Here is a 23,753-nt window from a genome sequence, read left to right as displayed (position 1 = left end):
CCACGCGCCCGGCCCGATGTCGGAGGGGGCGCGTACGGTGGAAGCATGTGCGGTCGATTCGTCGTGGCCAATGTGGCGTCGGAGCTGGTGGGTGTCCTGCGCATCGATGTCGAGAGCGATGAACTGCCTCCGCCCTCCTACAACATCGCGCCGACGTCGTCGGTGGCGATCGTGCTCGACTCGGTGAAGACCGAGCCCCCGGTACGTCGGCTGGAGGTCGCGCGGTGGGGACTCGTCCCCGGGTGGGCAAAAGACGTCAAGATCGGCGCGCGCGCCTTCAACGCGCGATCCGAAGAGATCGAAGACAAGCCGATGTTCCGCAACGCCCTCATCAAGAGGCGCGCAGTGATCCCGGCATCCGGGTACTACGAGTGGAAGACGACCGACGAGGGCAAGACGCCGCACTACATCCACCCCGCCGACGGTTCGCCGCTCTTCTTCGCGGGCCTTTACGAGTGGTGGAAGGACCCCGCGCGTGCCGACGACGATCCGGCGCGGTGGGTGCTCAGCTGCACGATCCTCACCCGCGATTCGATCGGCCGACTGGGGTCGATCCACGACCGGATGCCCCTGTTCATGGACCCCGACTTCGCCGACGCGTGGCTCGACCCGACGACTGAGAATGTCGGCGACATCCTCGACGCGGCGATCGACGCGGCCCCCGACGTCGCCGAGACGCTCGACGACCACGTCGTGTCGCCGGCCGTGGGCAACGTTCGCAACGACTCCCCCGCCCTCATCGAGCCGGTCGAATGACCGCGCTGCTCGTCGACACGGTCCTGGGTCGTGACGAATGGACGGCGGAGGCCGAGGCGCACGCGGCTCGCGCCGATGCCCTGACGGCGGAGCACCGCGCGCGGGCGAGCCGCGCGCAGAAGCATCCCGTCGAGGACTTCCTTTTCACCTACTACTCGTACAAGCCGGCGATCCTCCGGCGGTGGCACCCGGGCCCCGGGGTGGTGCTCGACGACGCCGACGAGCGCGCCGGCTGGCGCTGGTACCGCCGCGCGGGCAGCGGGGTGCGGGTGGATGCCGAGGCCTTCCGGACCGAGCGCGGATCGCTGTACCGCGGCATCGTGAACCTCCTCCGCGCGACGCTGCACCGGCCCGCGCAGTTCGGCTGCTTCGGCCTTCACGAGTGGGCGATGGCGTACCGCGTGGACGAGGTGCGCCACGACGTCCCGTTGCGACTGGGGAGGGACGGGACGGATGCCGTCGTCGACGCGCACGACCTCCGCTGCAGCCACTTCGACGCCTTCCGCTTCTTCACGCCCGACGCCGTGCCGCGCAACCGCGAGCCACTGTCGCGCGAGACCCAGACGGATCGCGAACAGCCCGGCTGTCTGCACGCGGGAATGGACGTGTACAAGTGGGCCGTGAAGCTCGGCCCCCTCGTTCCCGGTCGCCTCCTCCTCGACGCTTTCGAACTGGCGCGCGACATCCGGACGCTCGACATGGAGGCATCCCCGTACGACCTCCGCGACTGGGGGTACTCCCCGGTCGCCATCGAGACGGCGGAGGGCAAGGCGCAGTACGTCGCCCGTCAGCGCGCCCTGAGCGACCGTGCGCAGGGTCTGCGACGCGCTGTGCTGACGTCCGTCGGAGCCACCGACGACACGCCCGGCGGCGCCGATTTCTTGCCACTCGATCGCGTGTAGTAAGCTCATGGAGTTGCCTCAAACGGGGCAGAAAACAAAAAACGGGCCTGTGGCGCAGCTGGTAGCGCACCTGCATGGCATGCAGGGGGTCAGGGGTTCGAGTCCCCTCAGGTCCACCCAGAGAAAGCCTCCGCCTCGGCGGGGGCTTTCTTCGTTCCGTCGGACTGTGGGATCGCGGTGTTCGATCGGATCGCCGTCGCGCGTCGGTGCCCCGCTCGCACCGTGGGGCTCCTTCTCGACGCGTCGGGCACGAGCACCCGGGGCACCGCCGTGACGGGGCAGATGGGGATCCGGATGCCGGGAGCCTCGGCATCCGGATCCGTTCGGGTCAGCGCGATGCGACCGATTCCCGGCTCCGCGCCTCTCGCGCGTCCCGCATCAGCACCTCGTCGTCGAGCCAGTTCGGTGCCTTGTTGCGCAGCGCGAAGATGTACACCGCCAGCGAGGCAGCGATGATGACCGTCTCGTACACGATGAACAGCGGCACCTGCGCGGTGCTCTGGGCGCCCGCGTAGAGCAACGGCGCCGTGCCGCCGAACAACGAGTTGGCGAGGGCGTAACCGAGACCGACGCCGAGGGCGCGCACGTGCGTCGGGAAGAGCTGAGCCTTCACGAGGGCGTTGATCGAGGTGTAGCCGGTGAGGATCACGAATCCGCCGAAGAGGATCGCGAAGGCCGTGAACTCGTTCGTCTGCTGCGGCAGCATCGTGATGAGGAACCACGTGTACAGCACTCCCCCGACGCCGAAGAAGACCAGCAGCGTCTTGCGTCCCACCTTGTCGCTGAGCCAGCCGCCGAGCGGCTGCATGAGCATGAGCGCGGTGAGGGCGACGAGGTTGATGATGGTCCCGGCGATGACGTCGCCGCCCGAGAACGCCGTCTTGACGATGTTCGGTCCCGTCACCGAGTACGTGTAGAACGCGACGGTGCCGCCGGCGGTCACCGCGAAGCAGAGCAGCAGCGGGCGCCAGTTGTTCACGAAGAGGTCGCGGAGCGAACCCGACTCCTTGGTCTTGCCCGACTTGGTGTTCTCGATCACGCTCTTCTCGAGCGACTCGTCCATCGTGCGCCGCATCCAGAAGACCGCGACCGCGGCGACGCCGCCGATGGCGAAGGCGACGCGCCAGCCCCACGCCGAGATCGCATCCTCGTCGAGGGTGAGCACCATGATGAGGAGCGTCGTCTGCGCCAGCACGTGACCGCCGACGAGGGTGACGTAGTGGAACGACGACAGGAAGCCACGACGGCCGGGCATCGCCGCCTCGGACATGTACGTGGCGCTGGTCCCGTACTCGCCGCCCGTGGCGAAACCCTGCACGAGACGGGCGAAGACGAGGATCACCACGGCGCCCACGCCGATCATCTCCGCCGTCGGCGCGAACGCGATCACCAGGGAGCAGAACGCCATCAGCGAGACGGAGACCGTGAGCGACAGCCGCCGTCCGTAGCGGTCGGCGAATCGACCGAAGAACCACGAGCCGATCGGCCGCATGAGGAACGTGACGGCGAAGATCGCCCACACGTAGATCGTGGAGTTCTTGTCGTCGGCGCTGAAGAACTGCGATTCGAAATACACCGCGAAGACGGAGTAGACGTAGACGTCGTACCACTCCACGAGGTTCCCGGCTGAGCCCTTCAGCGTGTTCGAGATCGAGCGTCGAAGACTCGTGGGGATCGTCGTGGTGGTCGCCGCGGGGGCGGATGTCGTCGTTGACATGGGAATCCGATCGGTCGAGGGACGGAACGCCGCCTCGTGGGCCGTCGGCCGAGGGTCCGGTGCTCGGCGGCGACGACGAGGCGTATCCGACATCGTGGTCGCTCGCGCCCAGCGTGATCGAGATCCTTACACCGGCCTTACATTCGGTGTCCGCCCTGCGTTCCTCTCGCGCCGGCGATGCCTACGATGAACCCCATGCACATACTCGTCGCCGAGGATGACGGCTCCGTCGCCGCCGCTCTCGTCGCCGCGCTGCAACGAGCGGGGCACACGTGCACCCGGGTCGCGCGCGGCAGCGACGTGCTGCTTCGGCACCGCGACGCACAGGTCGTGCTCCTCGACCTGGGGCTCGAGGACATGGACGGGCTCGACGTCCTCCGCGCGTTGCGCGCCGTGAGCGAGGTCCCCGTCATCGTCGTCACGGCACGCGGCGACGAGCGTTCCACGGTGCGGGCTCTCGCTCTCGGCGCCGACGACTACCTCGTGAAGCCCGTTCGCCTGCACGAGCTGCTCGCGCGTCTGCTCGCGGTCACTCGGCGCTACAGGCCCGCGGAGGAACCCACCCGCGTGCGAGCGGGGTCGATCGACATCGATGTCGACGCCCGTACGGTCCGCGCGGGAGACCGCGACGTCGCTCTCACACCGAACGAGTTCGGCATCCTGTTCGCGCTCGCCCGGCGGGCGGGGCAGGTGGTGACACGCCCGCAGATCCTCGATGAGGTGTGGGGCGACGGGTACTCGACGTCGTCGCGATCGTTCGACGTGCACCTCGGTCAGGTTCGACAGAAGGTTCCCGAGGTCACGATCACGACCATCCGCGGGGTCGGCTACCGACTCGAGGATGCCGGGTGAAGCTGCGCGTCCTCCTCCCCTTGCTCGTCTTCGGGCTCATCGCCGTGATCGCGGTGTTGATTCCGACGGCCCAGTCCATCGCCGACTCGCGGACGCAGCAGCTCGCGTTGCAGCGCACCGCCGCGCTCGACCAGGTCGTGCAGCGCGCCCGCACCGCCCTCGTGCAGGGCGACGCCGAGAGCCTCGAAACGTACCTGCAGCGCTTTCACGCCGTGTACACCGAATCCGTGCTCGTCCTCGACGAGAGCGGAGAGGTCGTCGCCTCGGCGGGATCGCTCACGCGCGACGATCAGGTCGACGCCGTCGCGACGGCCGCGTCACGCGCGATCCCGCAGCTGACCCTGCCGCGCGTCACCCCGTGGGGACCCTCATCCGCTCTCGTCGCCGTGCCTGTCATCGCCGCGGGCGACCTCTCGACGGGGGTGGTGGTGCTCTCGGTCGATCTCCGCGGCGCGCAACGCGATGTCGCGCAGGCGTGGGCGATCGTCGCGGTCATCGGGGTCGTCCTGCTCGGCACCCTGATGGTGGCCTCGCTGCTCTGGACGCGCTGGATCCTCCGCCCCGTCCGCGCTCTCGACACCGCGGTCGCCGACGTCACCGCTCATCGCGATCCCGCGCCGCTTCGCCCCTCGGGTCCGCCCGAGCTCCGCAGACTCAGCCGCGCGTTCGCGGCCATGGCGCACGAGGTCGAGAACAGCCTCGAGCAGCAGCGGGGGTTCGTGGCCGATGCCTCCCACCAACTGCGGACGCCCCTCGCGGCGATCCGTCTCCGCGTCGACGGTCTCCCCCGCGACGGGGAGGCAGGTGACGACCTTGTCGCCGTCGACGAGGACCTCGACCGTCTCGAGCACACGGTCGAGCGAATGCTTACCCTCGCGAACGCGGAGCACCGTGCATCGGCGCAGACGCAGGGCCACGACGTGGGCCGTGCTGAGGGTGCGGAGCGCGAGTGCGTCGTCACGGCCGCGGACCTGGTCGAGCGGCACCGCGAGCTTCTGCGGAAGGCGGGCGTGCGACTCGAGGTCGTGTCCGACGCCGAGGTGACGGTGCCCTGCGGGCGTGCCGACCTCGACGAGATGCTCGACGTCCTCCTCGACAACGCCTCGAAGTACGCGGGACCGGGGTCGCACGTGCGCGTGGCGCTCGTCGCCGAGACCGAAGGTCCCGTGCTGACGGTCGAAGACTCCGGCGAGCATCTCGACGATGACGATCTGTCCCGCATGGGCACGCGGTTCTGGCGTGCAGGACGGGACTCTTCGCGCACCGGTACCGGGCTGGGCCTCGCGATCGTGGTGCAGCTTCTGCGAGCCGCCGGCGGGCGGATGGAACTCGCGCGTTCCCCGCTCGGCGGTCTGTCGGTGCGCCTGGTCTGGAGGCGGACGTGACGGCGGTCAGCCGGCGCGGCTTCCTCTGGGCCGGCGCCGCACTCGGCGCGATCGCTCTCGCCGGCTGCGCCCCGACGGGTATCCCGGTCGTCAGGCTCGGCTGCGGTGAAGCGGGCGGTAGTTACCTCCAGTTCGGGGAGCTGCTCAGGGAGGCAGCCGGAGCCGAGGTGGGGATCACCGCGCTCGCCACGCAGGGGAGCGTCGAGAACCTCGCCCTGCTCGGCGATCAGGAGATCGACCTCGCGTTGTCGCTGGCGGATGCCGCCGCGGAGGCTCCCGGACATGATGCCTTCTTCGCGATCGGACGCGTCTACCAGAACTACCTCCAGTGCGTGGTCCGCGCAGACGACGGCCCCCGCTCGCTCCCGGAGCTCGCCGGACGCGTCGTCTCGCTCGGCGCCCCCGGATCAGGAGCCGCCGCGACGGCGCGTCGGGTTCTGGATGCCGCGGGCCTCGGCCCGGGTGATCGGGGGCCTGTCACCGTCGAGAGATCTTTCCGAGATGCCGTGGCCGACCTCGAACAGGGTCGCATCGACGCCCTCTTCTGGTCGGGGGGAATCCCGACGCCCCAGATCGCCGACCTGGCGGAGCGAACGCCGATCGCCGTCCTCGACATCACCGCGGTGCTGCCCGAGCTGCGTCGCCGCTCCCCCGATGCCTACGTCTCGACGATGATCCCCGCGGGGGTCTACGGTGCGTCGGCACCCGTCCCGGCGATCGGGGTGGCGAATCTTCTCGTCGCTCGTGCGGATCTCGATGACCTCGTGGTCGAGCGGCTCGTCGACGTGCTGATCGACGACGCCGCCGCTCTCGTGCCTCCTGGCGCCCTCGGCATCCAGTACCTGACCCCGGCGAGTCTCATCGACACCCTCCCCCTCGCTCTGCACCCGGCGGCCGAGCGCCGGTACCGCCAGCGATACGGATGACGTCGCGATCGCCCACGAATGCGAGGGGCGATCCTGACGATGAAACGGCGATGCCCCCGCGCCGAGAAGCGCGGGGGCATCGCCGTGTGGGCGCGGGTCAGTCCGCCGTGGCCGGGCTCGGGAGCTCGAGCGGAATGACCGGGCAGTCCTTCCAGAGGCGCTCGAGGCCGTAGTACACGCGCTCCTCCTCGTGGAAGACATGCACGACGAGGTCGCCGAAATCGAGCAGCACCCAGCGTGACTCCTGGCGACCCTCGCGCCGAAGACGTTTGTGACCCGCCTCGAGGAGCTTCTCTTCGATCTCGTCGGCGATCGCCGCGACATTGCGCTCGTTGCGGCCCGTCACGAGCAGGAAGATGTCGACGAGAGGCAGGGGCTCCGAAACGTCCAGGGCGACGAGGTCTTCGCCCGACTTGCTGTCGGCGGCGAGAGCGGCGATCTGTGCCATCTCGCGGCCGTTCTGGGTCGCGGTCATCCGAATACTCCTGTCGTGACGGCGATGGCGAGAGCCACCGCCACGGCGATCGCCAGAGCGCCGGTGGTGATGATGAGGCCGATGACGAGCTTGCTGCCCTTCTCCGGCGCGGGTGGGCGGATGATGTCGCCCGGCTGCTTGACGGTGCTGATCGCCGCGCTGGCGGCGATCGGTGTGGGCGACGACGCTGCCGGCAGCTCTCCGTCGAGGAGGACGGCGTCTGCTTCGCGGCCGTCGGTGGTGCCGGGGGCGTGGCCGACGGACCCCAAGCCCTGGGGAAGTTCGAACGTTCCCGTGATCATGACCTCGCCCGTCGCCGTCACCGGAGCGACCAGCGGTCCGCCGACGGGGGCGTCCGAGAGGATCAGCGCGTTCGGGGTCGAGACCGACCCCGTCGCGGCGCCGCTACGCGCGATCAGCTGATCGAAAGAGGGCGGCAGCGAGATGTCCGGCGTCGCACCGTTGAGGAGGTCGGATCCGAGCTCGGGGTTCACCGTCGACGAGACCGGCGGCGCGGGTACGGGCTCGGTTGCTTCCGGCTCCTCGGCGACGGCCGGGCGGAAGATCGCCGGAAGGTCTCCGGTGGGCGCGCTCTGGCCGGGGACGGCCGGGGTGAGGTCGGGCGAGATGACCGGCACCGACGCCGTTCGGATCTTCTCCTGCGCGCGCACCTGACGCCGGGTGAGTCCTGTCGGTGCGTACGCCGAATTGTCGTCGACCGCCGAGGACGGAAGGCCGATCACGGCAGGTTCCGGCGTCGTCACGGGCTGCGCGGGCTGCGTCGAGGAGACGGGAGCGTCGGGCTCCACCGGCGGCTCCGGCGTCGCGCTGTCGTCGTGCGACGTGGGCTCGTCGGGCGTCGCGGGCTGTCCATCTGCGGTGCGCTCGTCGTGCGCGACCGGCGAGTCGTCGGCGACCGCGGGCTCGTTCGCGACTGCGGGCTCGTTCGCGACCGCGGGCTCGGGCGCCGCCTCGACGGCGGGCTCGACCGGCGGCGTCGGGATGATCGGCGTCGCGCCGGTGTTGCGGATCTCGCGCAGCTGGCGCCGCGTCAGCGGCGGGGTTCCATTGTTCTCGGAAGTGCTCATGCGTTACTCCGGTAGAGGTGGTGCTTCGCGATGTACTGCACGACACCGTCGGGCACGAGGTACCACACCGGGTGTCCTCGGCGCACACGGGCGCGGCAGTCTGTGGATGAGATCGACAGGGCCGGGATCTCGAGCTGACTCACATCTTCGGTCGGGAGTCCCTCGGTCGTCAGGACGTGCCCCGGGCGGGAGACGGCGACGAAGTGCGCGAGATCCCACAGTTCCTGGTGATTGCGCCAGCTGAGGATCTGCGCGACCGCGTCGGCTCCGGTGATGAAGAACAGGTCGGCGCCGGGGCGTTGGCTCTTCAGATCACGCAGCGTGTCGATGGTGTACGTCGGGCCGTCGCGATCGATGTCGACCCGGCTCACGGTGAACTGCGGGTTCGAGGCGGTCGCGATCACCGTCATGAGGTAACGGTGTTCGCTCGCCGTGACCTCGTCCTTCTGCCACGGGCGGCCCGTGGGCACGAAGACGACCTCGTCGAGGTCGAAGGACTGCGCGACCTCGCTCGCCGCCACCAGGTGACCGTGATGGATGGGATCGAACGTCCCACCCATGACCCCGATGCGAGGGGCTCGCGTCACCGACATACGGTGGGCCTCAGTGGCCGTGCGCCTCGGGCGTCGGCGTCCCGTGCTTCTTCGTGTAGGCCTCGGCCTTGTGCGCGTGACGGTTCGAGACGTTGCGGTACGACAGCGTGACGAGGCTGAGCGACACGAACACCACGAAGGCGAGGGCGCCGATCCAGAAGGTCTGGGCCTGCACGTTGCCGCCGTGGTGACCGGCCTCTTCGGCGGCGTGGGCGAGAAGTGAGGCGAAAGTCATCAGTGCTCCGTTTCGGGTGTCTGCGCGGCGCGCAGTGCCATTTTAGGCGGTTAGACGCGGACCTGTCCGTCGCCGCGCCCGAGCCACTTCGTGCTCGTGAGCTCGGCGAGACCCATCGGGCCGCGCGCGTGAAGTTTCTGCGTGGAGATGCCGACCTCGGCGCCGAAACCGAACTCGCCGCCGTCGGTGAAGCGGGTCGACGCGTTGACGAGCACGACCGCCGAGTCGACCTCGGCCAGGAAGCGCTGCGCCGCGGTGTCGTCGTCGGTGATGATCGACTCGGTGTGGTGCGTCGAGTAGCGCCGGATGTGGTCGAGGGCGGCGTCGAGGTCGTCGACCACCCGCACAGCCAGATCGAGGCTGAGGTACTCGGCCGCCCAGTCGGCGTCGGTGGCCGCGACGACGCGCGGGTCGTACCCCGCGACGGTCGGGTCGCCGTGCACGCTGACGCCCGCCTCGGCGAGCGAGACCAGCAGTTCGGGCAGCAGACGGTCGGCCGCCGCGCGGTGCACCAGGACCGTCTCGACGGCGTTGCAGACGCTCGGTCGCTGGGTCTTGGCGTTCAGGACGATCTCGCGCGCCCAGTCCGCGCGCGCCGTCTCATCGAGGTAGACGTGGACGACGCCCGCGCCCGTCTCGATGACGGGGACGGTCGACTCGGTGACGACCGTCTCGATGAGCGACGCGCTCCCCCGCGGGACGAGGACGTCGACGAGACCGCGGGCATTCATGAGGGCGCGGGCACCGTCACGGCCGAAGTCGTCGACGGTCTGCACCGCCTCGGGCGAGACACCTTGCGAGGCGAGTGCCCCGCGCATGACCGTCACGAGTGCCGCGTTGGAGCTCTGCGCGGCGGAGCCGCCCCGGAGCACCACCGCGTTGCCCGATCGCAGGGCGAGAGCGGCGATGTCGACCGTGACGTTGGGGCGTGCCTCGTAGATCGAACCGACGACACCGAACGGCACGGCGACCTTCTCGAGTGCGAGCCCGTTGGGAAGGGTGCGACGGTCGAGGACGCGCCCGACCGGGTCGGGCAGCACCGCGACTTCGCGGACGGCTGCCGCGAGCGCCGCGACACGGCCGGCGTCGAGGCGCAGCCGGTCGAGAAGGGCGTCGCCGATCGCGTTCGCCCGACCGCGCTCGAGATCGTCGGCGTTCGCGAGCACGATGTCGTCGGTCGCGGCGTCGAGAGCGTCGGCGATCGCGTTCAGGAGAGACGTCTTCGCGTCGGCGTCGAGCAGGCCGATCTGTCGCGCCGCGTCCTTCGCCAGACGCAGACGCTCCTGGACGGAGACAGCGATCGTGGTCATCGCGTCAGTCTACCGTCGCGGCGACGGCGCCGATCGGACCGGTCGACAGGGTGACGGCATCCGGATTCGGAGCGAACCACGTCCCCACCGACTCGCCGGCGAGGGCATCGGCGACGAGATCGGCGCTGGTCACCAGAACGCCGACACCGGCCGTCGACGCGAGCTTCGCGGCCGAGACCTTGGTCGCCGCTCCCCCGGTGCCGACGCCGTTGACGACGCCCGCACCGAACTCGAAGTCGGACAGGTCGTCACCCCAGGCCACGTCGGTGATCGGGCGAGCGCCGGGTTCGTTCGGCGGGGCGGTGTACAGGCACGCGATATCGCTGAGCAGCACGAGCGCGTCGGCCCCGATCAGCTGTGCCACGAGGGCGGCGAGCCGGTCGTTGTCGCCGAAGCGGATCTCGTGCGTGGCGACGGTGTCGTTCTCGTTGACGATGGGCAGGATGCCGAGCCCCAGAAGCCGTTCCATGGCACGACGCGCGTTGGAACGCGGAGTGGCGTTCTCGAGGTCGCCGGCCGTGAGCAGCACCTGACCGGCCAGCAGCCCGAAGCGGTCGAGAGAGGTCTGGTAGCGCCACATCAAGACGTTCTGCCCCACGGCGGCGGCCGCCTGCTGCGTGGCGAGGTCGTTCGGTCGGCCGCCGAGGTCGAGGAGCGGCAGGGCGGTGGCGATGGCGCCGGACGACACCAGCACGACCTCGACGCCACCCGCGTGAGCGCGAGAGAGGGCCTCGACGATCGTGTCGATGCGGTGCGCGCCGTCACCGCTGATCGACGACGAGCCGACCTTGACGACGACGCGCGACGCGCGTGGGATGTCGGCGCGGGTCGAGGCCATCACCGTTCGTCCGCCTCGTCCAGGAGAGCCGAGGAGTCGCCGTCCGGGTCGATCCCGGCGGCGCGCGCCGCCCGGCGCTCGGCCTCGAGTTCAGCGCGCGCCTCGGCCTTGGCATCCATTCGCTCGTGATACTGCTCACGACGCTCGGACGACGTACGACGCGGGTTCTGCACGAGACGCGGGTCGGTGCCGCGGGGCGCGGTCATGAGCTCAGCGGCTGAGGTGAGCGTGGGCTCCCAGTCGAACACGATCCCGTCTCCGGGGCCGATGACGACCGTCGCGCCAGCGACGGCGCCGGCGCGGAACAGACCGTCCTCGACGCCCAGGCGCGCGAGACGGTCGGCGAGATAGCCCACGGCCTCTTCGTTCTGGAAGTCGGTCTGCTGCACCCACTTGACCGGCTTGTCGCCGAGGATGCGGTAGACGGGTCCGTAGGTGCCGCCCTCGACCTTGATCTCGAAGTCCTTCTCGGCACCCTTCGGACGGATGACGATGCGCTCAGCCGGGGCGTCGTCGATCGTCGCCACACGATGCTGCTCGACGATGTCGGCGAGGGCGAAGGTGAGTTCGCGCAGGCCGGCGCGGCTGACCGTGGAGATCTCGAACACGCGGAATCCACGCGCTTCGAGGTCAGGGCGCACGAAGTCGGCGAGTTCGTGAGCCTCAGGGACATCGACCTTGTTCAGGGCGATGATCTGCGGGCGCTCCAGGAGCGGCAGCTGCCCCTCGGGGACCGGGTACGCCCCCAGCTCGCCGAGGATCACGTCGAGGTCGCTCAGCGGATCGCGACCCGGGTCGAGGGTCGCGCAGTCGAGGACGTGCACGAGCGCGGTGCAGCGTTCGACGTGGCGCAGGAACTCCAGGCCGAGCCCCTTGCCCTCGCTCGCGCCCTCGATGAGTCCGGGCACGTCCGCGATCGTGAACCGCACGTCGCCCGCCTGGACGACGCCGAGGTTCGGGTGCAGCGTCGTGAACGGGTAGTCGGCGATCTTGGGGCGCGCGGCCGACACGGCGGCGATGAGGCTCGACTTTCCGGCCGAGGGGAAGCCGACGAGGGCGACGTCGGCGACGGTCTTGAGCTCGAGGACGACATCGCCCTCCCACCCCGGTGTCCCGAGCAGCGCGAAGCCGGGAGCCTTGCGCTTGGGCGAGGCCAGCGCGGCGTTGCCGAGCCCGCCCAGACCACCCGGGGCGACGACGAAGCGCATGCCGGGGGTGAGCATGTCGACGAGAACGGTGCCGTCGGTGTCTTTCACGACCGTGCCGAGCGGGACGGGGAGCTCCTGGTCTTCGCCCATGGCGCCGGAGCGGTGGTCGCCCATCCCGAATCCGCCGTTGCCCGCGGAGCGGTGCGGCGAGTGGTGGTACGAGAGCAGGGTGGTCGTCTGGGGGTCGGCGACGAGGACGACGTCGCCGCCGTGTCCGCCGTTGCCGCCGTCGGGACCGGCCAGAGGCTTGAACTTCTCGCGGCGCACCGACACGCAGCCGTTGCCGCCCTTGCCCGCACGCAGGTGCAGAGTGACGCGGTCGACGAAGGTGACCATGGGAGTCCTTTCGGGACGGGACCGGGATGCCGGAAAGAAAAGAAGAGGGGGCGGGCTGTGCCCACCCCCTCTATCGCGCGCTGAGCGCTGTGGATTACTCCGCTGCGGCGACGATGTTGACGACCTTGCGGCCGCCCTTGTTGCCGAACTCGACCGCACCGGCGGCGAGAGCGAAGAGCGTGTCGTCGCCTCCACGGCCGACGTTGGCGCCGGGGTGGAAGTGCGTGCCGCGCTGGCGGACGAGGATCTCGCCGGCGTTGACGGCCTGGCCGCCGAAGCGCTTCACGCCGAGGCGCTGTGCGTTGGAGTCACGACCGTTACGGGTGGAGCTTGCGCCCTTTTTGTGTGCCATCTCTGCGTCTCCTGGCTCTTACTTGATGCCGGTGATCTTGACGCGCGTGAGGTCCTGACGGTGGCCCTGGCGCTTCTTGTAGCCGGTCTTGTTCTTGAACTTCTGGATCACGATCTTCGGACCGCGCTCCTCACCGAGGACCTCGGCCGTGACCGAGACCTTCGCGAGCTTGTCGGCGTCGGTCGTGACGGCGTCGCCGTCGACGAACAGGACGGCGGGCAGCTGGATGCTCTCGCCGATCTTCGCCGCCTGGCGGTCGAGCACGACGATCGTGCCGACCTCCACCTTTTCCTGCCGGCCGCCGGCGCGCACAACTGCGTAGACCACTTCACACCTGTTTCATTCGGGAGCGCACGGCTCCGGTTGTCTGATGACGTCGAGAGGGTCTCTCGACCCAAATCTCGGTACGATCCGGCGAGCTCGGCTCGCGGGTGTCACGCGCTGGTAGGGGCGGACACGACGCACCAAGGGTCAAGTTTAGCTCACGGGACGGCATCCGGCAAAAGCATACGACCCGCGTGTCGACCGTAGGATCACGGAATGGCGATCCTGATCGACGACCCGCAGTGGCCCGCCCATGGACGACTGTGGGCGCACCTCGTCAGCGACAGCGATCTCGACGAGCTGCACGCCTTCGCCGCGGCCGCCGGGATTCCCGCCCGTGCGTTCGATCTCGACCACTACGACGTTCCCGACGAGCGCCACGCCGATCTCGTCGCCGCCGGCGCGGAACACGTCGGCGGGCGCGAGCTCGTCCGTCGTCTCCGCGCCTCGGGCCTGCGCATCACCGCCCGCGAACGCCGCGGACGCGCGTGAGGGGTCATGCCCACGTCGCGGACGACAGGGCATGACCCCTCACGGGTGAGAACGATCAGTCCGACGACGGCTGGGCGTCGACCGGGGTCCCGGTGAGGGCGGCCGTCGTGACGCGGCGGCGCGAGCGTCCCTGACCGGGGGCCTTCGGCTCCGGGAGCGCCTCGAGCACCGACTCGAGCAGCGCGTCCTTCTCGGTACGCGGGGTCTTCGGCTCACGCTTCTTGCGCGGACGCTTCTCGCGCACGGGCGCCTCGACCTTGGCATCCAGGACCGCTTCGACCGAGGCGACCACGGCCGCTTCGACGATCGCGGGGTCTTCGACGGTGGGGTGGATCGTGGATGCCGCGATCTGCGCGAGCGCGGACTTCACGCCCTCGGTGATCACGTGCGTGCCACCGGCGGCCGCTGCCGCTCCCCCGTTGCCGGCCGGAGCACCGTTGCCGTTGTTCGATCCGTTCGAGGAGGCGTTGCCGTTGCCGCCACGCGTGCGACGGTTGCTCGAGCCGCCGGTGCCGTTCCCGTTGCCGTTCGTTCCGGTGCGGTGGCGGACGACGGGGTCGTGATGCACGACGACGCCACGTCCGGCGCAGACCTCGCAGGCCTCGCTGAAGGTCTCGAGAAGGCCGAGGCCGAGCTTCTTGCGCGTCATCTGCACGAGGCCGAGCGAGGTGACCTCGGCGACCTGGTGCTTCGTGCGGTCGCGGCTCAAGCACTCGATGAGACGACGGAGCACGAGATCGCGGTTGGACTCGAGCACCATGTCGATGAAGTCGACGACGATGATGCCGCCGATGTCGCGCAGACGCAGCTGACGCACGATCTCTTCGGCCGCTTCGAGGTTGTTCTTCGTGACCGTTTCTTCGAGGTTCCCGCCCGAACCGACGAACTTGCCGGTGTTGACGTCGACCACGGTCATGGCCTCGGTGCGGTCGATCACGAGCGAACCGCCGGAGGGCAGCCAGACCTTGCGGTCGAGGGCCTTCTCGATCTGCTCCGTCACGCGGAAGGCATCGAAGGGGTCCTGCTCGCCCTCGTACTTCTCGACGCGCTCGAGCAGGTCGGGGGCGACCCCCGCGAGGTAGTTGGAGATCGTCTGCAGCGCCTCGTCGCCCTGGATCAGCATGCGCGTGAAGTCCTCGTTGAAGACGTCGCGGACGATCTTGACGAGGAGATCGGGCTCGGAGTGCAGCAGCGCGGGCGCCTGGATCGTCTGCAGCTGGCTGCTGACGTGCTCCCACTGCGAGGTCAGGCGCTGGACGTCACGCGTCAGCTGCTCCTCGGTGGCCCCCTCGGCCGCGGTGCGGACGATCACGCCCGACGACTCGGGCAGGACCTCCTTGAGGATCTTCTTGAGGCGGGCGCGCTCGGTGTCGGGCAGCTTGCGCGAGATCCCGTTCATGGTGCCGTTGGGCACGTAGACGAGGTAGCGCCCCGGGAGCGAGATCTGGCTCGTGAGGCGCGCACCCTTGTGGCCCACGGGGTCCTTGGTCACCTGGACCAGGACACGGTCGCCCGACTTCAGCGCGAGCTCGATGCGGCGGGGCTGGTTGCCGGTGTCGATGCCGTCCCAGTCGACCTCGCCGGAGTACAGCACGGCGTTGCGCCCGCGACCGATGTCGACGAACGCGGCCTCCATGCTCGGGAGCACGTTCTGCACGCGGCCGAGGTAGACGTTGCCGATGAGCGACGCATCCTGGTTGCGGGCGACGTAGTGCTCGACCAGCACGTTGTCCTCGAGGACGGCGATCTGGATGCGGCCGGCCTTCGACCGCACGACCATCACGCGGTCGACGGCCTCGCGGCGCGCGAGGAACTCGGCCTCGGTCACGACCGGGCGGCGACGGCCGGCCTCGCGACCATCGCGGCGCCGCTGCTTCTTGGCCTCGAGGCGCGTGGAGCCCTTGATGCGCTGCGGCTCGGTGACGACCTCGACGGCGCGCTGGCGCGGCGGGGCCGCGGGGGCGTCGTCCTGGTCGTCTGCGCTGGCGGCGGCGGCGCCACCGCGACGGCGGTTGCGTCGTCGAGCGTTCGCGGAGGTGCGCTCCGCCGGAGCCTCGTCGTCGCGCTCGTCGCGGAAGCCGCGGTCGTCGGAGTCGTCGCGCAGGGCCGCCGGAAGCGGCTCGGGCGCGTAGAAGTGCAGTTGGGTCGACACCGCGGACACGAACACCTCGGGCAGAAGGCCCAGCGACACGGCGGTCGGGCGTTCCGGCTTCTGCGGTGCGGACGTCTCTTCCGCGGGCGCTTCGGATGCCGCGACCTCGGCCGTCTTCTCCGTTTCGGGCGCCTCGGCGGTGCGCGTCTCGGCGGTGGACGTCTCGTCAGCGGTGTCCGGCGCGGGGGCGGCCTCGGCGGGCGTCTCGTCCACCGGCGCGGGAGCGTCAGCGTCGGCGGCGTCTTCTGTCGCGCTGTCCGTCGCGGCGTCGGCGACAGCGGGCTCAGCGTCCTGCTCGCTCTCGGCGGACACCGCGTCGGCGGGCGCTTCTTCGGCGGGCGTCTCGTCGAGCACCGCGGGAGGAGCCGTGTCGAGCGCCGCGGCGCTCTCGGCATCCTGAACCGCGCCCTCTTCCTCGTCGACCGTCGGCGCCTCGGGGGAAGCGGTGGCGTCGGAGGAAGCGTCCTGCTCGACTGCGGCGTCGGGCGCGATCTGCTCGGTGGGGGTCTGTTCGTCGCTTGCGTCTGCCATTGTGGCGTACTCCCTGGCGGGGCGACACCGCGCGTCGCCCGGCGAAATCTCGTGCGGCGCCGCACCCGGCGGGGCCGCGAACTCACTCGGTCTGCAGCAGGCCGGCGGCTCGTGCTGCGAAGGGCGGTCATCGCCCGAAGTCTTCTGGTGATGCTCCTGCGGCGCGGCCGCGGTACATCGAAACATCATTATCGCACGGTCCGTCCGGAAACCACCGCACGGGGGCTCTTCGACACCGAGCGATCTTCAGCGGACAGCGAAGTACGCGGTGACAGAATCGAGCCATGAGCGACACCGTCACCCCTCGCCGCCCCGTCGTGGTCGCGATCTGGCTCGTCTTAGCCGGCATCGTCGGGTGGTGGGCGGCGTTCTCGCTGACGATGGAGCGCTTCGCCCAGTTGAAGAACCCCGGGGAAGCGGCATCCTGCGACTTCAGCGTCCTGGTCCAGTGCTCGGCGAACCTCCAGTCGCCCCAGGGCAGCGTGTTCGGATTCCCGAACCCGATCATCGGCCTCACGGCGTGGATGGCGCCGGTCGTCGTGGGCATGGCGCTGCTGGCCGGTGCACGGTTCGCGCGCTGGTTCTGGGCGCTGTTCTGGCTCGGTTTCGCCTTCGCGCTGACCTTCGTCATCTGGCTGATCTCGCAGAGCATCTTCGTGCTCGCGACGCTCTGCCCGTGGTGCATGGTGACGTGGTCGGTCGTCATCCCCTCGTTCTTCGTCGTGACGTTGCATGTGCTCCGCGAAGGCGTGATCCCGGCGCCGCGCGTGCGGCACGTCGCCGAACGGCTCATGCCCTGGGTCCCGCTGATGACACTCGCGGCGCTCGTCGTCATCGCCGTCATCGCGCAGGCTCGACTCAACGTCCTGGCGCAGTTCTGACCTCATCGCGGGTCGTTCTCGTGCCCTCGGGTTCTCGTACCCGCGGTTTCTCGCGCGCAAAGGACTTGTGCCCTAGGTTCGAGGAATGGATGCCACGAACCCGCTGATGCCTGCCGCGTACGACCTGGTGTGGTCGGGGCTGGCCGTGGTGGTGCTCGGTCTTGCCGTCTGGGCCATCGTCAGCCTGTGCCGCAGCGCGGGACGGCTGTCGTCGACGTCGGTGCTGGTGTGGGCGATCGTGATCCTCGCCGTTCCCGTGCTCGGCCCGGTGTCCTGGCTGGCGGCGGGGCGCCGGGCGGGCTTGTCGCGAACCTGAGGGCGTCGCGCGCGGGCCGGTGGCTTCCACAAGCACAGCCACCTCCTCGGTCGAGGGCGCGGGCCGGTAGCAGTCATCTCACCGGGCGCCGGCGCAGGTTCCTGAGCTCGTCGAAGGGATCGGGACGCAGTGATGGCCGCCACCCCTCGGGGCGGCGGCCATCTCGGCATCCGGGATCAGGCGAACCAGATCGCGAGCTCGCGCTCGGCGGACTCGACGCTGTCGGAGCCGTGGACGAGGTTCTGCTGCACCTTCAGGCCCCAGTCGCGGCCGAAGTCGCCGCGGATCGTGCCGGGCGCGGCGGTGGTGGGGTCGGTGGTTCCGGCGAGCGAACGGAAGCCCTCGATCACGCGGTTGCCCGCGAGACGGATGGCGACCGAGGGGCCGGAGAGCATGAACTCGAGGAGCGGCTCGTAGAACGGCTTGCCCTCGTGCTCGGCGTAGTGCTGGGCGAGGCGCTCACGGTCGGGCTCGACCAGGCGGATGTCGACGAGGGCGTAGCCCTTCGCCTCGATACGGGCGAGGATCGCGCCGGTCAGGCCGCGGGCGACGCCGTCGGGCTTGACCAGGACGAGGGTCTCTTCGGTGGCCATGGGTCATTCTCCGTTCGAGAGGTCGGGGGAAGCGGACCGCCGGGCGTTCTGCCGGTCGAGGGCCGCTCCCTTGATCGTCGCATACGCCCACATGCCACCGAAAATGAGCGCGACGACGGCGAGGGCCGGAACGAGGAACCCGCCGAGGAGCAGGAGCACCTGAAGAGCCCAGCCGACCCACACGGCCTTCCGGTGGCGGAGGAGGCCGGCGACGGCGACCATGGCGACGGCCATCACGACGCCGCCGACGATCCCCCACCACGGCTCGATGCCGAACGGCAGCACCTTCAGTCCGTAGACGACGAGACCGCCGAGGAAGACGATGATCGACTCGAAGCCGAGCACGACGGCACCGAGCGATTCGAGGGCACCGCGCTGGCGACGCGCGCGCGGCTCCCGAGGGCTCACGCCTGCCACCCCGACTTCCAGTCCTCGAGCTCCGACAAACGCAGCGCTTCGCCCGCGAGGACGACGGAGCCCGCGATGACGACGGCGCGACGGTCGGACTCGGCCGCCCACGCCCGTGCCGCGTCGGCGGCGTCCTCGAGCGTCGGGTGCACGGTGACCGGCAGGTCGGCCGCTTCGGCCACGTCGGCGATCGTGTCGGGATCGGTGGCGCGGTCGCTGTCGGGAGCGGTGGCGAACACACGCGCGACGGCCGGCACGAGTGCGGACATGATGCCGACGGCATCCTTTCCATCCAGGATGCCGATGACCGCCCCCCACTCGTCGATGTCGAACGACTCGTCGAGGGCGGCGACCAGGGCGCGGGCGCCGTGCGGGTTGTGTGCGGCGTCGACGAAGACCGTGGGCGCCGTGCCGATGAGCTGCAGGCGGCCGGGCGAGGTCGCGGTGCCGAGACCATCGGCGATCACGTCGGCGGCGAGGGGCTGGGTCCCGCCGCCGATGAGCGACTCGACCGCCGCGACCGCCAGGGCCGCGTTGGCACCCTGGTGCGCGCCGTACAGCGGCAGGTAGACCTCGCGGTAGGTTCCCGCGACGCCGCGGATGTCGAGCTGCTGTCCCCCGACGGCGAGGGTCTGCCCCTCGAGGGCGAACCCGTCACCCGCGATCGAAACCGTCGCGCCCTCCTTCTCGGCGCGTTGGCGGATGGCGCGCAGCGCGTCGGGCGGCTGCGGAGCCGAGACGACGGCCGCGCCGGGCTTGATGATGCCCGCCTTCACCGTGGCGATCTCCCCGACGGTCGAGCCGAGTCGGTCGACGTGGTCGATGTCGATCGGGGTGAACACCGCGACGTCGCCGTCCGCGGTGTTGGTCGAGTCCCACTCGCCGCCCATGCCGACCTCGAGCACGAGCACGTCGATCGGCGCGTCCGCGGCGACGACGAACGCGAGCACCGTCAGCAGCTCGAAGAACGTCAGCGGGGCGTCGCCCGCGCCGGCCAACTCGGCATCCACCATGTCGACGAACGGCTGGATCTCGTCCCACGCGTCCGCGATCGCGGCATCCGACACCGGCTCGCCGTCGATGAGGATGCGCTCGGTGAACCGCTCGAGGTGCGGGCTGGTGAACAGGCCCGTCCGAAGCCCCATCGCGCGCAGCAGGCTCTCGATCATGCGGCTCGTCGAGGTCTTGCCGTTCGTGCCGGTGACGTGGATCACGCGGTAGGTGCGCTGCGGGTCGGCGAGCAGCTCGAGAACGCGGCGGGTGCGCTCGACGCGCGGCTGCACCCACTGCTCGCCCTGGCGTTCGAGCAGGGCGCTGTAGACGGCGTCGGCTCTCGTACGGTCGCTCATGCGGTGCCTCCGATGCGGGCGACGGCGACGGTGACCGCGCCGACGTTCGCGTAGGTCTTGGCAGCGATCTGCGTCTCGTACTCGGCGGGCAGGGCCGCGCCGCGCTCGATCAGTCGGCCCTGCGGACCGGCCAAGACGACCGCCTCCGCCAGGGTTTCGGATGCCACGCCGGCAACGTCGAACGCCTGCGCGACGGCCCGCGTGTCGGCGTCGTCGACGAACGTCAGCGACAGGAAGATACGGTCGCTCACGTCGAAGCCGGCCGCCTTGCGCGTGTCCTGGATGCCGCGGATCATGTCGCGCGCCAGGCCCTCGGCCTCGAGTTCGGGGGTGGTGACGGTGTCGAGCAGCACGAAGCCGCCCGAGGTCAGCACCGCGAGCGCCTCTCCCTCGGGCCGGCCCGCCGTCTCCACGACGAGGTCGTACTCGGAGGGCTCGAGGGCGATGCCACCGGCCACGACTCGCCCGTCGACCTCGCTCCAGTCGCCCTCGCGGGCGGCCTTGATCGCCTGCTGCACCTGCTTGCCCAGGCGAGGGCCCGCGGCGCGCGCGTTCACCGAGAGGCGGTGGGTGATGCCGTACTCGGCGGCCGTGCCGTCCTCGAGGGCGACCTGCTCGACGCTCTTGACATTGAGTTCCTCGCGGAGGATGTCGTCGAACTGCGCCAGGCCCGCGGCATCCGGGGTCACCACCGTCAGACGCGGCAGCGGCAGGCGCACACGCTTGCCCTCGCGCTTGCGCAGCGCGTTGGCGACGCTCGAGACGTCGCGCACGGTGTCCATCGCGGTGCGGATGTCTTCCGCGGCCGCGAAGGCCGACGCGTCGGGCCAGTCCGTCAGATGCACGCTGCGTCCGCCGGTGAGGCCCTGCCAGACGCGCTCCGAGACGAGCGGGATGAGCGGGGCCGCGACGCGGGTCAGCGTCTCTAGCACGGTGTACAGCGTGTCGAAGGCCTCGCGGCTGGTGGGATCGTCGGTCACACCCACCCAGAAGCGGTCGCGCGAGCGCCGGATGTACCAGTTGGTCAGCACCTCGGCGAAGTCGCGCAGGCGCTCGGCGGCGGTCGTGGAGTCGAGGCCCTCGAGGTCGGCGGCGACATCGCGCACAAGGTCGCCGGTCAACGCGAGGATGTACCGATCGAGCACGTCGGTGGAGTCGGTGCGCCACGCGGCGGTGTAGCCGTCGGGTCCCGAGGCGTTGCTGTACGTCGCGAAGAAGTACCACGCGTTCCACAGCGGCAGCAGGAACTCGCGTACGCCCGAGCGGATGCCCTCCTCGGTCACGACGAGGTTGCCGCCGCGCAGAACGCTCGACGACATGAGGAACCAGCGCATGGCGTCCGAGCCGTCGCGATCGAAGACCTCGCGCACGTCGGGGTAGTTGCGCAGCGACTTCGACATCTTCTGCCCGTCGTTGCCGAGCACGATGCCGTGGCACGAGACGCCCGTGTAGGCCGGGCGGTCGAACAGCGCGGTCGAGAGCACGTGCATGACGTAGAACCAGCCGCGGGTCTGTCCGATGTACTCGACGATGAAGTCGGCGGGGGCGTGCTCGTCGAACCACTCGTGGTTCTCGAACGGGTAGTGCACCTGCGCGAACGGCATCGAGCCCGAGTCGAACCACACGTCGAGCACGTCCTCGATGCGGCGCATCGTGGACTGCCCGGTCGGGTCGTCGGGGTTCGGGCGCGTGAGGTCGTCGATGTAGGGGCGGTGCAGGTCGACCTCGCCGTCGGCGTTGCGCGGCAGCCTGCCGAAGTCGGCCTCCATCTCGGCGAGCGAGCCGTACACGTCGACGCGCGGGTAGTTCGGGTCGTCGCTCTTCCAGACCGGGATCGGCGAGCCCCAGTATCGGTTGCGGCTGATCGACCAGTCGCGAGCGCCCTCGAGCCACTTGCCGAACTGGCCCTCCTTGACGTTCTCGGGCACCCAGGTGATCCGCTGGTTGTTCGCCAGCAGGTCGTCCTTGATGTCGGTCACGCGCACGAACCAGCTCGACACGGCCTTGTAGATGAGGGGGTTCCGGCAGCGCCAGCAGTGCGGGTACGAGTGCTCGTAGGACGCCTCGCGCAACAGGCGGCCGCCCTGCTTCAGCAGACGGATGAGCGGCCGATTGGCCTCCATCCACAGCTCGCCGGCGACGTCGGTCACGGCCGACAGGAACCGGCCGCCGTCGTCGAGCGAGATGATCGTCGGCAGGCCCGCGGCATCCGCGAGACGCTTGTCGTCCTCACCGTACGCCGGGGCCTGGTGCACGATGCCCGTGCCGTCGCTGACGGTGACGTAGTCGTCGACGAGGATTCTCCAGGCGTCCTGCGTGCCCCACACCGACGCGTCGGCGTAGTAGTCGAAGAGGCGGTCGTACGAGACGCCCTCGAGCTCGGCGCCCAGGACCGTCGTCTGGACGGCCGCGCGGGCGGCATCCGCACTCTCGTACCCGAGATCCTTCGCGTAGTTCGGCAGCAGATCCTCGGCGAGCAGGTAGCGGTGCGCGACGGCCTCGAACGCCTCGTCGGGGGTGCCGTCGGGGGTCGTGTGCACGTCGGCCGCGCCGTTCGGGCCGCCCTCAATAACTGCATAACGGATGCCGGGACCCACCGCGAGGGCAAGGTTCGTCGGGAGGGTCCACGGGGTCGTCGTCCACGCGAGGGCACGGACGCCGGTGAGACCCAGCGCCTCGGCCTTCGCGCCGACGAGAGGGAAGGTCACGGTGACCGAGGGGTCCTGACGCATCTTGTAGACGTCGTCGTCCATGCGCAGCTCGTGCGTCGACAGCGGCGTCTCGTCGCGCCAGCAGTACGGCAGCACGCGGTAGCCCTCGTACGCGAGGCCCTTGTCGTGCAGGGTCTTGAACGCCCACAGGACGCTCTCCATGTAGGTCGTGTCGAGCGTCTTGTAGCCGCGCTCGAAGTCGACCCACCGGGCCTGACGGGTGACATAGTCCTGCCACTCGCGCGTGTACTCGAGCACCGACTCGCGGGCCTTCGCGTTGAAGGTCGCCACGCCCATGCGCTCGATCTCGTCCTTCTCGGTGATCCCGAGCTGCTTCATGGCCTCGAGCTCGGCCGGGAGACCGTGGGTGTCCCAGCCGAAGACGCGGTCGACCTTCTTGCCGCGCATCGTCTGGAAGCGCGGGAAGACGTCCTTGGCGTACCCGGTGAGCAGGTGCCCGTAGTGCGGGAGACCGTTGGCGAAGGGCGGGCCGTCGTAGAAGACCCACTCCTCGGCGCCCTCACGGTTCGCGATCGAGGCGCGGAATGTGTCGTCCTCGGCCCAGAACGCGAGGGTGTCACGCTCGATGTCCGGGAAGCGCGGGCTGGGAACAACGGATGCCGTGCCCGCGGCGCTGGCGTCAGCTGCGGGGCCGAAGGATGAGGGGCGAGGGTAGGTCATGTCTCTCCGCGGGTCGAGGTCTCCTCGCCGGGACGATCCGTCGGGACCGCGGTACCACCCTGCGTTGCGCGCCCTCCCGGGAACGCCGCTCTCACTGCGGCTGTGACGGGCCTGCCCCGCGCGGTTCTAATCCGGGCCGTGACCCGTTTCTTCCGCGAGCTCCCCGGTGATGGCCGGATCGGTGCTGATCGCTCTAGTCTACGCGCTCCCGCGAACCGTCGCGGCTCGTCGAACCCGCCCGCACCGCGCGTCGCCGGCGGTGCCCGGAGGTTCGGTGAGTGTCCACGAAACCCGGACGACAGCGCGAGTGCCTCCGGGTGTTCTGGACACTCACCGCCCCGT

The 23,753-nt window shown here is 70.0% G+C and carries 23 protein-coding genes and 1 tRNA gene; 9 read left to right on the top strand and 15 right to left on the bottom strand.

All coding sequences use genetic code 11. From position 1 onward, the window contains the following. Positions 1 to 45: 45 nt before the first annotated feature. The 3 genes from ACMW4R_RS13365 (at position 46) to ACMW4R_RS13355 (ending at position 1,774) form a co-directional block, all read left to right on the top strand. Entirely contained in the window at positions 46 to 756 is a 711-nt protein-coding gene (locus ACMW4R_RS13365; protein WP_418300139.1) for an SOS response-associated peptidase, read from the top strand. Further along, the gene (locus ACMW4R_RS13360; protein WP_418300138.1) at positions 753 to 1,658 is read left to right on the top strand and encodes a 3-methyladenine DNA glycosylase; all 906 of its coding nucleotides are present in this window, start codon (positions 753 to 755) and stop codon (positions 1,656 to 1,658) included. The genes ACMW4R_RS13365 and ACMW4R_RS13360 overlap by 4 nt, the downstream gene beginning before the upstream one ends. Before the next feature lie 43 nt (positions 1,659 to 1,701). Continuing rightward, positions 1,702 to 1,774 (top strand) — tRNA-Ala (locus ACMW4R_RS13355). 212 nt (positions 1,775 to 1,986) lie between these two features. Here the strand turns inward: ACMW4R_RS13355 and ACMW4R_RS13350 are convergent. Further along, a complete protein-coding gene (locus ACMW4R_RS13350) occupies positions 1,987 to 3,375 on the bottom strand; it encodes an MFS transporter (RefSeq protein WP_418300137.1) in 1,389 nt (462 codons plus the stop codon). 195 nt (positions 3,376 to 3,570) lie between these two features. Here ACMW4R_RS13350 and ACMW4R_RS13345 point away from each other — a divergent pair, with 195 nt between their 5' ends. Genes ACMW4R_RS13345 through ACMW4R_RS13335 form a run of 3 tightly spaced genes read left to right on the top strand, consistent with a single transcriptional unit; the run spans position 3,571 to position 6,538 of the window. Next, entirely contained in the window at positions 3,571 to 4,227 is a 657-nt protein-coding gene (locus ACMW4R_RS13345) for a response regulator transcription factor (RefSeq protein WP_058596282.1), read from the top strand. Then, positions 4,224 to 5,612, top strand: coding sequence for a sensor histidine kinase (locus ACMW4R_RS13340; protein ID WP_418300136.1), 1,389 nt, complete (start codon positions 4,224 to 4,226; stop codon positions 5,610 to 5,612). The genes ACMW4R_RS13345 and ACMW4R_RS13340 overlap by 4 nt, the downstream gene beginning before the upstream one ends. Then, positions 5,609 to 6,538: a TAXI family TRAP transporter solute-binding subunit gene (locus ACMW4R_RS13335; RefSeq protein ID WP_418300135.1), complete on the top strand. Its 930-nt coding sequence runs from the start codon at positions 5,609 to 5,611 to the stop codon at positions 6,536 to 6,538. Before ACMW4R_RS13340 ends, ACMW4R_RS13335 begins: the two co-directional genes overlap by 4 nt. Before the next feature lie 97 nt (positions 6,539 to 6,635). Here the strand turns inward: ACMW4R_RS13335 and rsfS are convergent, their stop codons facing one another. From rsfS to rplU, 9 genes are all read right to left on the bottom strand, one after another. Continuing rightward, on the bottom strand, positions 6,636 to 7,013 hold the full coding sequence (rsfS, locus tag ACMW4R_RS13330; RefSeq protein WP_058596279.1) for a ribosome silencing factor: 378 nt from the start codon (positions 7,011 to 7,013) through the stop codon (positions 6,636 to 6,638). Continuing rightward, the gene (locus ACMW4R_RS13325; protein WP_418300134.1) at positions 7,010 to 8,101 is read right to left on the bottom strand and encodes a hypothetical protein; all 1,092 of its coding nucleotides are present in this window, start codon (positions 8,099 to 8,101) and stop codon (positions 7,010 to 7,012) included. Before ACMW4R_RS13325 ends, rsfS begins: the two co-directional genes overlap by 4 nt. Then, positions 8,098 to 8,694 (bottom strand): nicotinate-nucleotide adenylyltransferase, encoded by a 597-nt coding sequence (gene nadD / locus ACMW4R_RS13320; RefSeq protein ID WP_058596277.1) that lies wholly within the window; start codon positions 8,692 to 8,694, stop codon positions 8,098 to 8,100. Before nadD ends, ACMW4R_RS13325 begins: the two co-directional genes overlap by 4 nt. 10 nt (positions 8,695 to 8,704) lie before the next feature. Then, on the bottom strand, positions 8,705 to 8,929 hold the full coding sequence (locus ACMW4R_RS13315) for a hypothetical protein (protein ID WP_013586444.1): 225 nt from the start codon (positions 8,927 to 8,929) through the stop codon (positions 8,705 to 8,707). A 50-nt stretch (positions 8,930 to 8,979) separates the two neighbouring features. After that, positions 8,980 to 10,239, bottom strand: coding sequence for a glutamate-5-semialdehyde dehydrogenase (locus tag ACMW4R_RS13310; protein ID WP_418300133.1), 1,260 nt, complete (start codon positions 10,237 to 10,239; stop codon positions 8,980 to 8,982). Between the two features lie 4 nt (positions 10,240 to 10,243). After that, entirely contained in the window at positions 10,244 to 11,080 is an 837-nt protein-coding gene (proB, locus tag ACMW4R_RS13305; RefSeq protein ID WP_193752645.1) for a glutamate 5-kinase, read from the bottom strand. Further along, positions 11,077 to 12,621, bottom strand: a complete 1,545-nt coding sequence (gene obgE, locus ACMW4R_RS13300; RefSeq protein WP_058626670.1) for a GTPase ObgE — start codon at positions 12,619 to 12,621, stop codon at positions 11,077 to 11,079. Before obgE ends, proB begins: the two co-directional genes overlap by 4 nt. 94 nt (positions 12,622 to 12,715) lie before the next feature. Next, positions 12,716 to 12,973: a 50S ribosomal protein L27 gene (gene rpmA, locus ACMW4R_RS13295; protein WP_058596273.1), complete on the bottom strand. Its 258-nt coding sequence runs from the start codon at positions 12,971 to 12,973 to the stop codon at positions 12,716 to 12,718. Positions 12,974 to 12,991: 18 nt separating this feature from the next. Then, entirely contained in the window at positions 12,992 to 13,300 is a 309-nt protein-coding gene (gene rplU, locus ACMW4R_RS13290) for a 50S ribosomal protein L21 (RefSeq protein ID WP_081317309.1), read from the bottom strand. Between the two features lie 213 nt (positions 13,301 to 13,513). Here rplU and ACMW4R_RS13285 point away from each other — a divergent pair, with 213 nt between their 5' ends. Beyond that, a complete protein-coding gene (locus ACMW4R_RS13285) occupies positions 13,514 to 13,789 on the top strand; it encodes a DUF4031 domain-containing protein (protein ID WP_058596271.1) in 276 nt (91 codons plus the stop codon). Between the two features lie 55 nt (positions 13,790 to 13,844). On the opposite strand, the gene ACMW4R_RS13280 is transcribed toward ACMW4R_RS13285, so the two are convergent. Continuing rightward, a complete protein-coding gene (locus ACMW4R_RS13280; RefSeq protein ID WP_153004649.1) occupies positions 13,845 to 16,472 on the bottom strand; it encodes an Rne/Rng family ribonuclease in 2,628 nt (875 codons plus the stop codon). A gap of 284 nt (positions 16,473 to 16,756) precedes the next feature. On the opposite strand from ACMW4R_RS13280, the gene ACMW4R_RS13275 reads away from it, so the two are divergent. Together ACMW4R_RS13275 and ACMW4R_RS13270 are read left to right on the top strand one after the other, a co-directional pair. Further along, the gene (locus ACMW4R_RS13275; protein ID WP_058613078.1) at positions 16,757 to 17,353 is read left to right on the top strand and encodes a vitamin K epoxide reductase family protein; all 597 of its coding nucleotides are present in this window, start codon (positions 16,757 to 16,759) and stop codon (positions 17,351 to 17,353) included. Between the two features lie 85 nt (positions 17,354 to 17,438). Next, positions 17,439 to 17,669, top strand: coding sequence for a PLD nuclease N-terminal domain-containing protein (locus tag ACMW4R_RS13270; RefSeq protein ID WP_058613077.1), 231 nt, complete (start codon positions 17,439 to 17,441; stop codon positions 17,667 to 17,669). A gap of 176 nt (positions 17,670 to 17,845) precedes the next feature. Here ACMW4R_RS13270 and ndk read toward each other — a convergent pair whose 3' ends face one another. Genes ndk through ileS form a run of 4 tightly spaced genes read right to left on the bottom strand, consistent with a single transcriptional unit; the run spans position 17,846 to position 23,411 of the window. Continuing rightward, entirely contained in the window at positions 17,846 to 18,262 is a 417-nt protein-coding gene (gene ndk, locus ACMW4R_RS13265; RefSeq protein WP_058596268.1) for a nucleoside-diphosphate kinase, read from the bottom strand. A gap of 3 nt (positions 18,263 to 18,265) precedes the next feature. Then, entirely contained in the window at positions 18,266 to 18,679 is a 414-nt protein-coding gene (locus tag ACMW4R_RS13260) for a DUF4233 domain-containing protein (protein ID WP_081318144.1), read from the bottom strand. Next, positions 18,667 to 20,019 carry a bifunctional folylpolyglutamate synthase/dihydrofolate synthase gene (locus ACMW4R_RS13255; protein ID WP_418300132.1) on the bottom strand — a complete coding sequence of 451 codons (1,353 nt, stop codon included), beginning with the start codon at positions 20,017 to 20,019 and terminating at the stop codon, positions 18,667 to 18,669. Before ACMW4R_RS13255 ends, ACMW4R_RS13260 begins: the two co-directional genes overlap by 13 nt. Next, positions 20,016 to 23,411: an isoleucine--tRNA ligase gene (gene ileS / locus ACMW4R_RS13250; RefSeq protein WP_418300131.1), complete on the bottom strand. Its 3,396-nt coding sequence runs from the start codon at positions 23,409 to 23,411 to the stop codon at positions 20,016 to 20,018. The genes ACMW4R_RS13255 and ileS overlap by 4 nt, the downstream gene beginning before the upstream one ends. Positions 23,412 to 23,753 lie beyond the last annotated feature (342 nt).

It is taken from the genome of Microbacterium sp. S1037 (assembly GCF_048381605.1).
GTDB lineage: Bacteria > Actinomycetota > Actinomycetes > Actinomycetales > Microbacteriaceae > Microbacterium > Microbacterium testaceum_B.
The sequence above is the reverse complement of the archived record's forward strand: the minus strand, read 5'-3'. Positions and strand labels throughout refer to the sequence as shown.

What these genes read in the sequence shown, in the direction of transcription:
- ACMW4R_RS13315 (WP_013586444.1), bottom strand. Translation starts at nt 8,929, where the DNA reads ATGACTTTCGCCTCACTTCTCGCCCACGCCGCCGAAGAGGCCGGTCAC.
- ACMW4R_RS13270 (WP_058613077.1), top strand. Translation starts at nt 17,439, where the DNA reads ATGGATGCCACGAACCCGCTGATGCCTGCCGCGTACGACCTGGTGTGG.
- ACMW4R_RS13280 (WP_153004649.1), bottom strand. Translation starts at nt 16,472, where the DNA reads ATGGCAGACGCAAGCGACGAACAGACCCCCACCGAGCAGATCGCGCCC.
- ACMW4R_RS13285 (WP_058596271.1), top strand. Translation starts at nt 13,514, where the DNA reads ATGGCGATCCTGATCGACGACCCGCAGTGGCCCGCCCATGGACGACTG.
- ndk (WP_058596268.1), bottom strand. Translation starts at nt 18,262, where the DNA reads ATGGCCACCGAAGAGACCCTCGTCCTGGTCAAGCCCGACGGCGTCGCC.
- ACMW4R_RS13350 (WP_418300137.1), bottom strand. Translation starts at nt 3,375, where the DNA reads ATGTCAACGACGACATCCGCCCCCGCGGCGACCACCACGACGATCCCC.
- ACMW4R_RS13360 (WP_418300138.1), top strand. Translation starts at nt 753, where the DNA reads ATGACCGCGCTGCTCGTCGACACGGTCCTGGGTCGTGACGAATGGACG.
- ACMW4R_RS13255 (WP_418300132.1), bottom strand. Translation starts at nt 20,019, where the DNA reads ATGAGCGACCGTACGAGAGCCGACGCCGTCTACAGCGCCCTGCTCGAA.
- ACMW4R_RS13365 (WP_418300139.1), top strand. Translation starts at nt 46, where the DNA reads ATGTGCGGTCGATTCGTCGTGGCCAATGTGGCGTCGGAGCTGGTGGGT.
- ACMW4R_RS13345 (WP_058596282.1), top strand. Translation starts at nt 3,571, where the DNA reads ATGCACATACTCGTCGCCGAGGATGACGGCTCCGTCGCCGCCGCTCTC.
- ACMW4R_RS13325 (WP_418300134.1), bottom strand. Translation starts at nt 8,101, where the DNA reads ATGAGCACTTCCGAGAACAATGGAACCCCGCCGCTGACGCGGCGCCAG.
- rsfS (WP_058596279.1), bottom strand. Translation starts at nt 7,013, where the DNA reads ATGACCGCGACCCAGAACGGCCGCGAGATGGCACAGATCGCCGCTCTC.
- nadD (WP_058596277.1), bottom strand. Translation starts at nt 8,694, where the DNA reads ATGTCGGTGACGCGAGCCCCTCGCATCGGGGTCATGGGTGGGACGTTC.
- ACMW4R_RS13310 (WP_418300133.1), bottom strand. Translation starts at nt 10,239, where the DNA reads ATGACCACGATCGCTGTCTCCGTCCAGGAGCGTCTGCGTCTGGCGAAG.
- obgE (WP_058626670.1), bottom strand. Translation starts at nt 12,621, where the DNA reads ATGGTCACCTTCGTCGACCGCGTCACTCTGCACCTGCGTGCGGGCAAG.
- ACMW4R_RS13275 (WP_058613078.1), top strand. Translation starts at nt 16,757, where the DNA reads ATGAGCGACACCGTCACCCCTCGCCGCCCCGTCGTGGTCGCGATCTGG.
- rpmA (WP_058596273.1), bottom strand. Translation starts at nt 12,973, where the DNA reads ATGGCACACAAAAAGGGCGCAAGCTCCACCCGTAACGGTCGTGACTCC.
- ileS (WP_418300131.1), bottom strand. Translation starts at nt 23,411, where the DNA reads ATGACCTACCCTCGCCCCTCATCCTTCGGCCCCGCAGCTGACGCCAGC.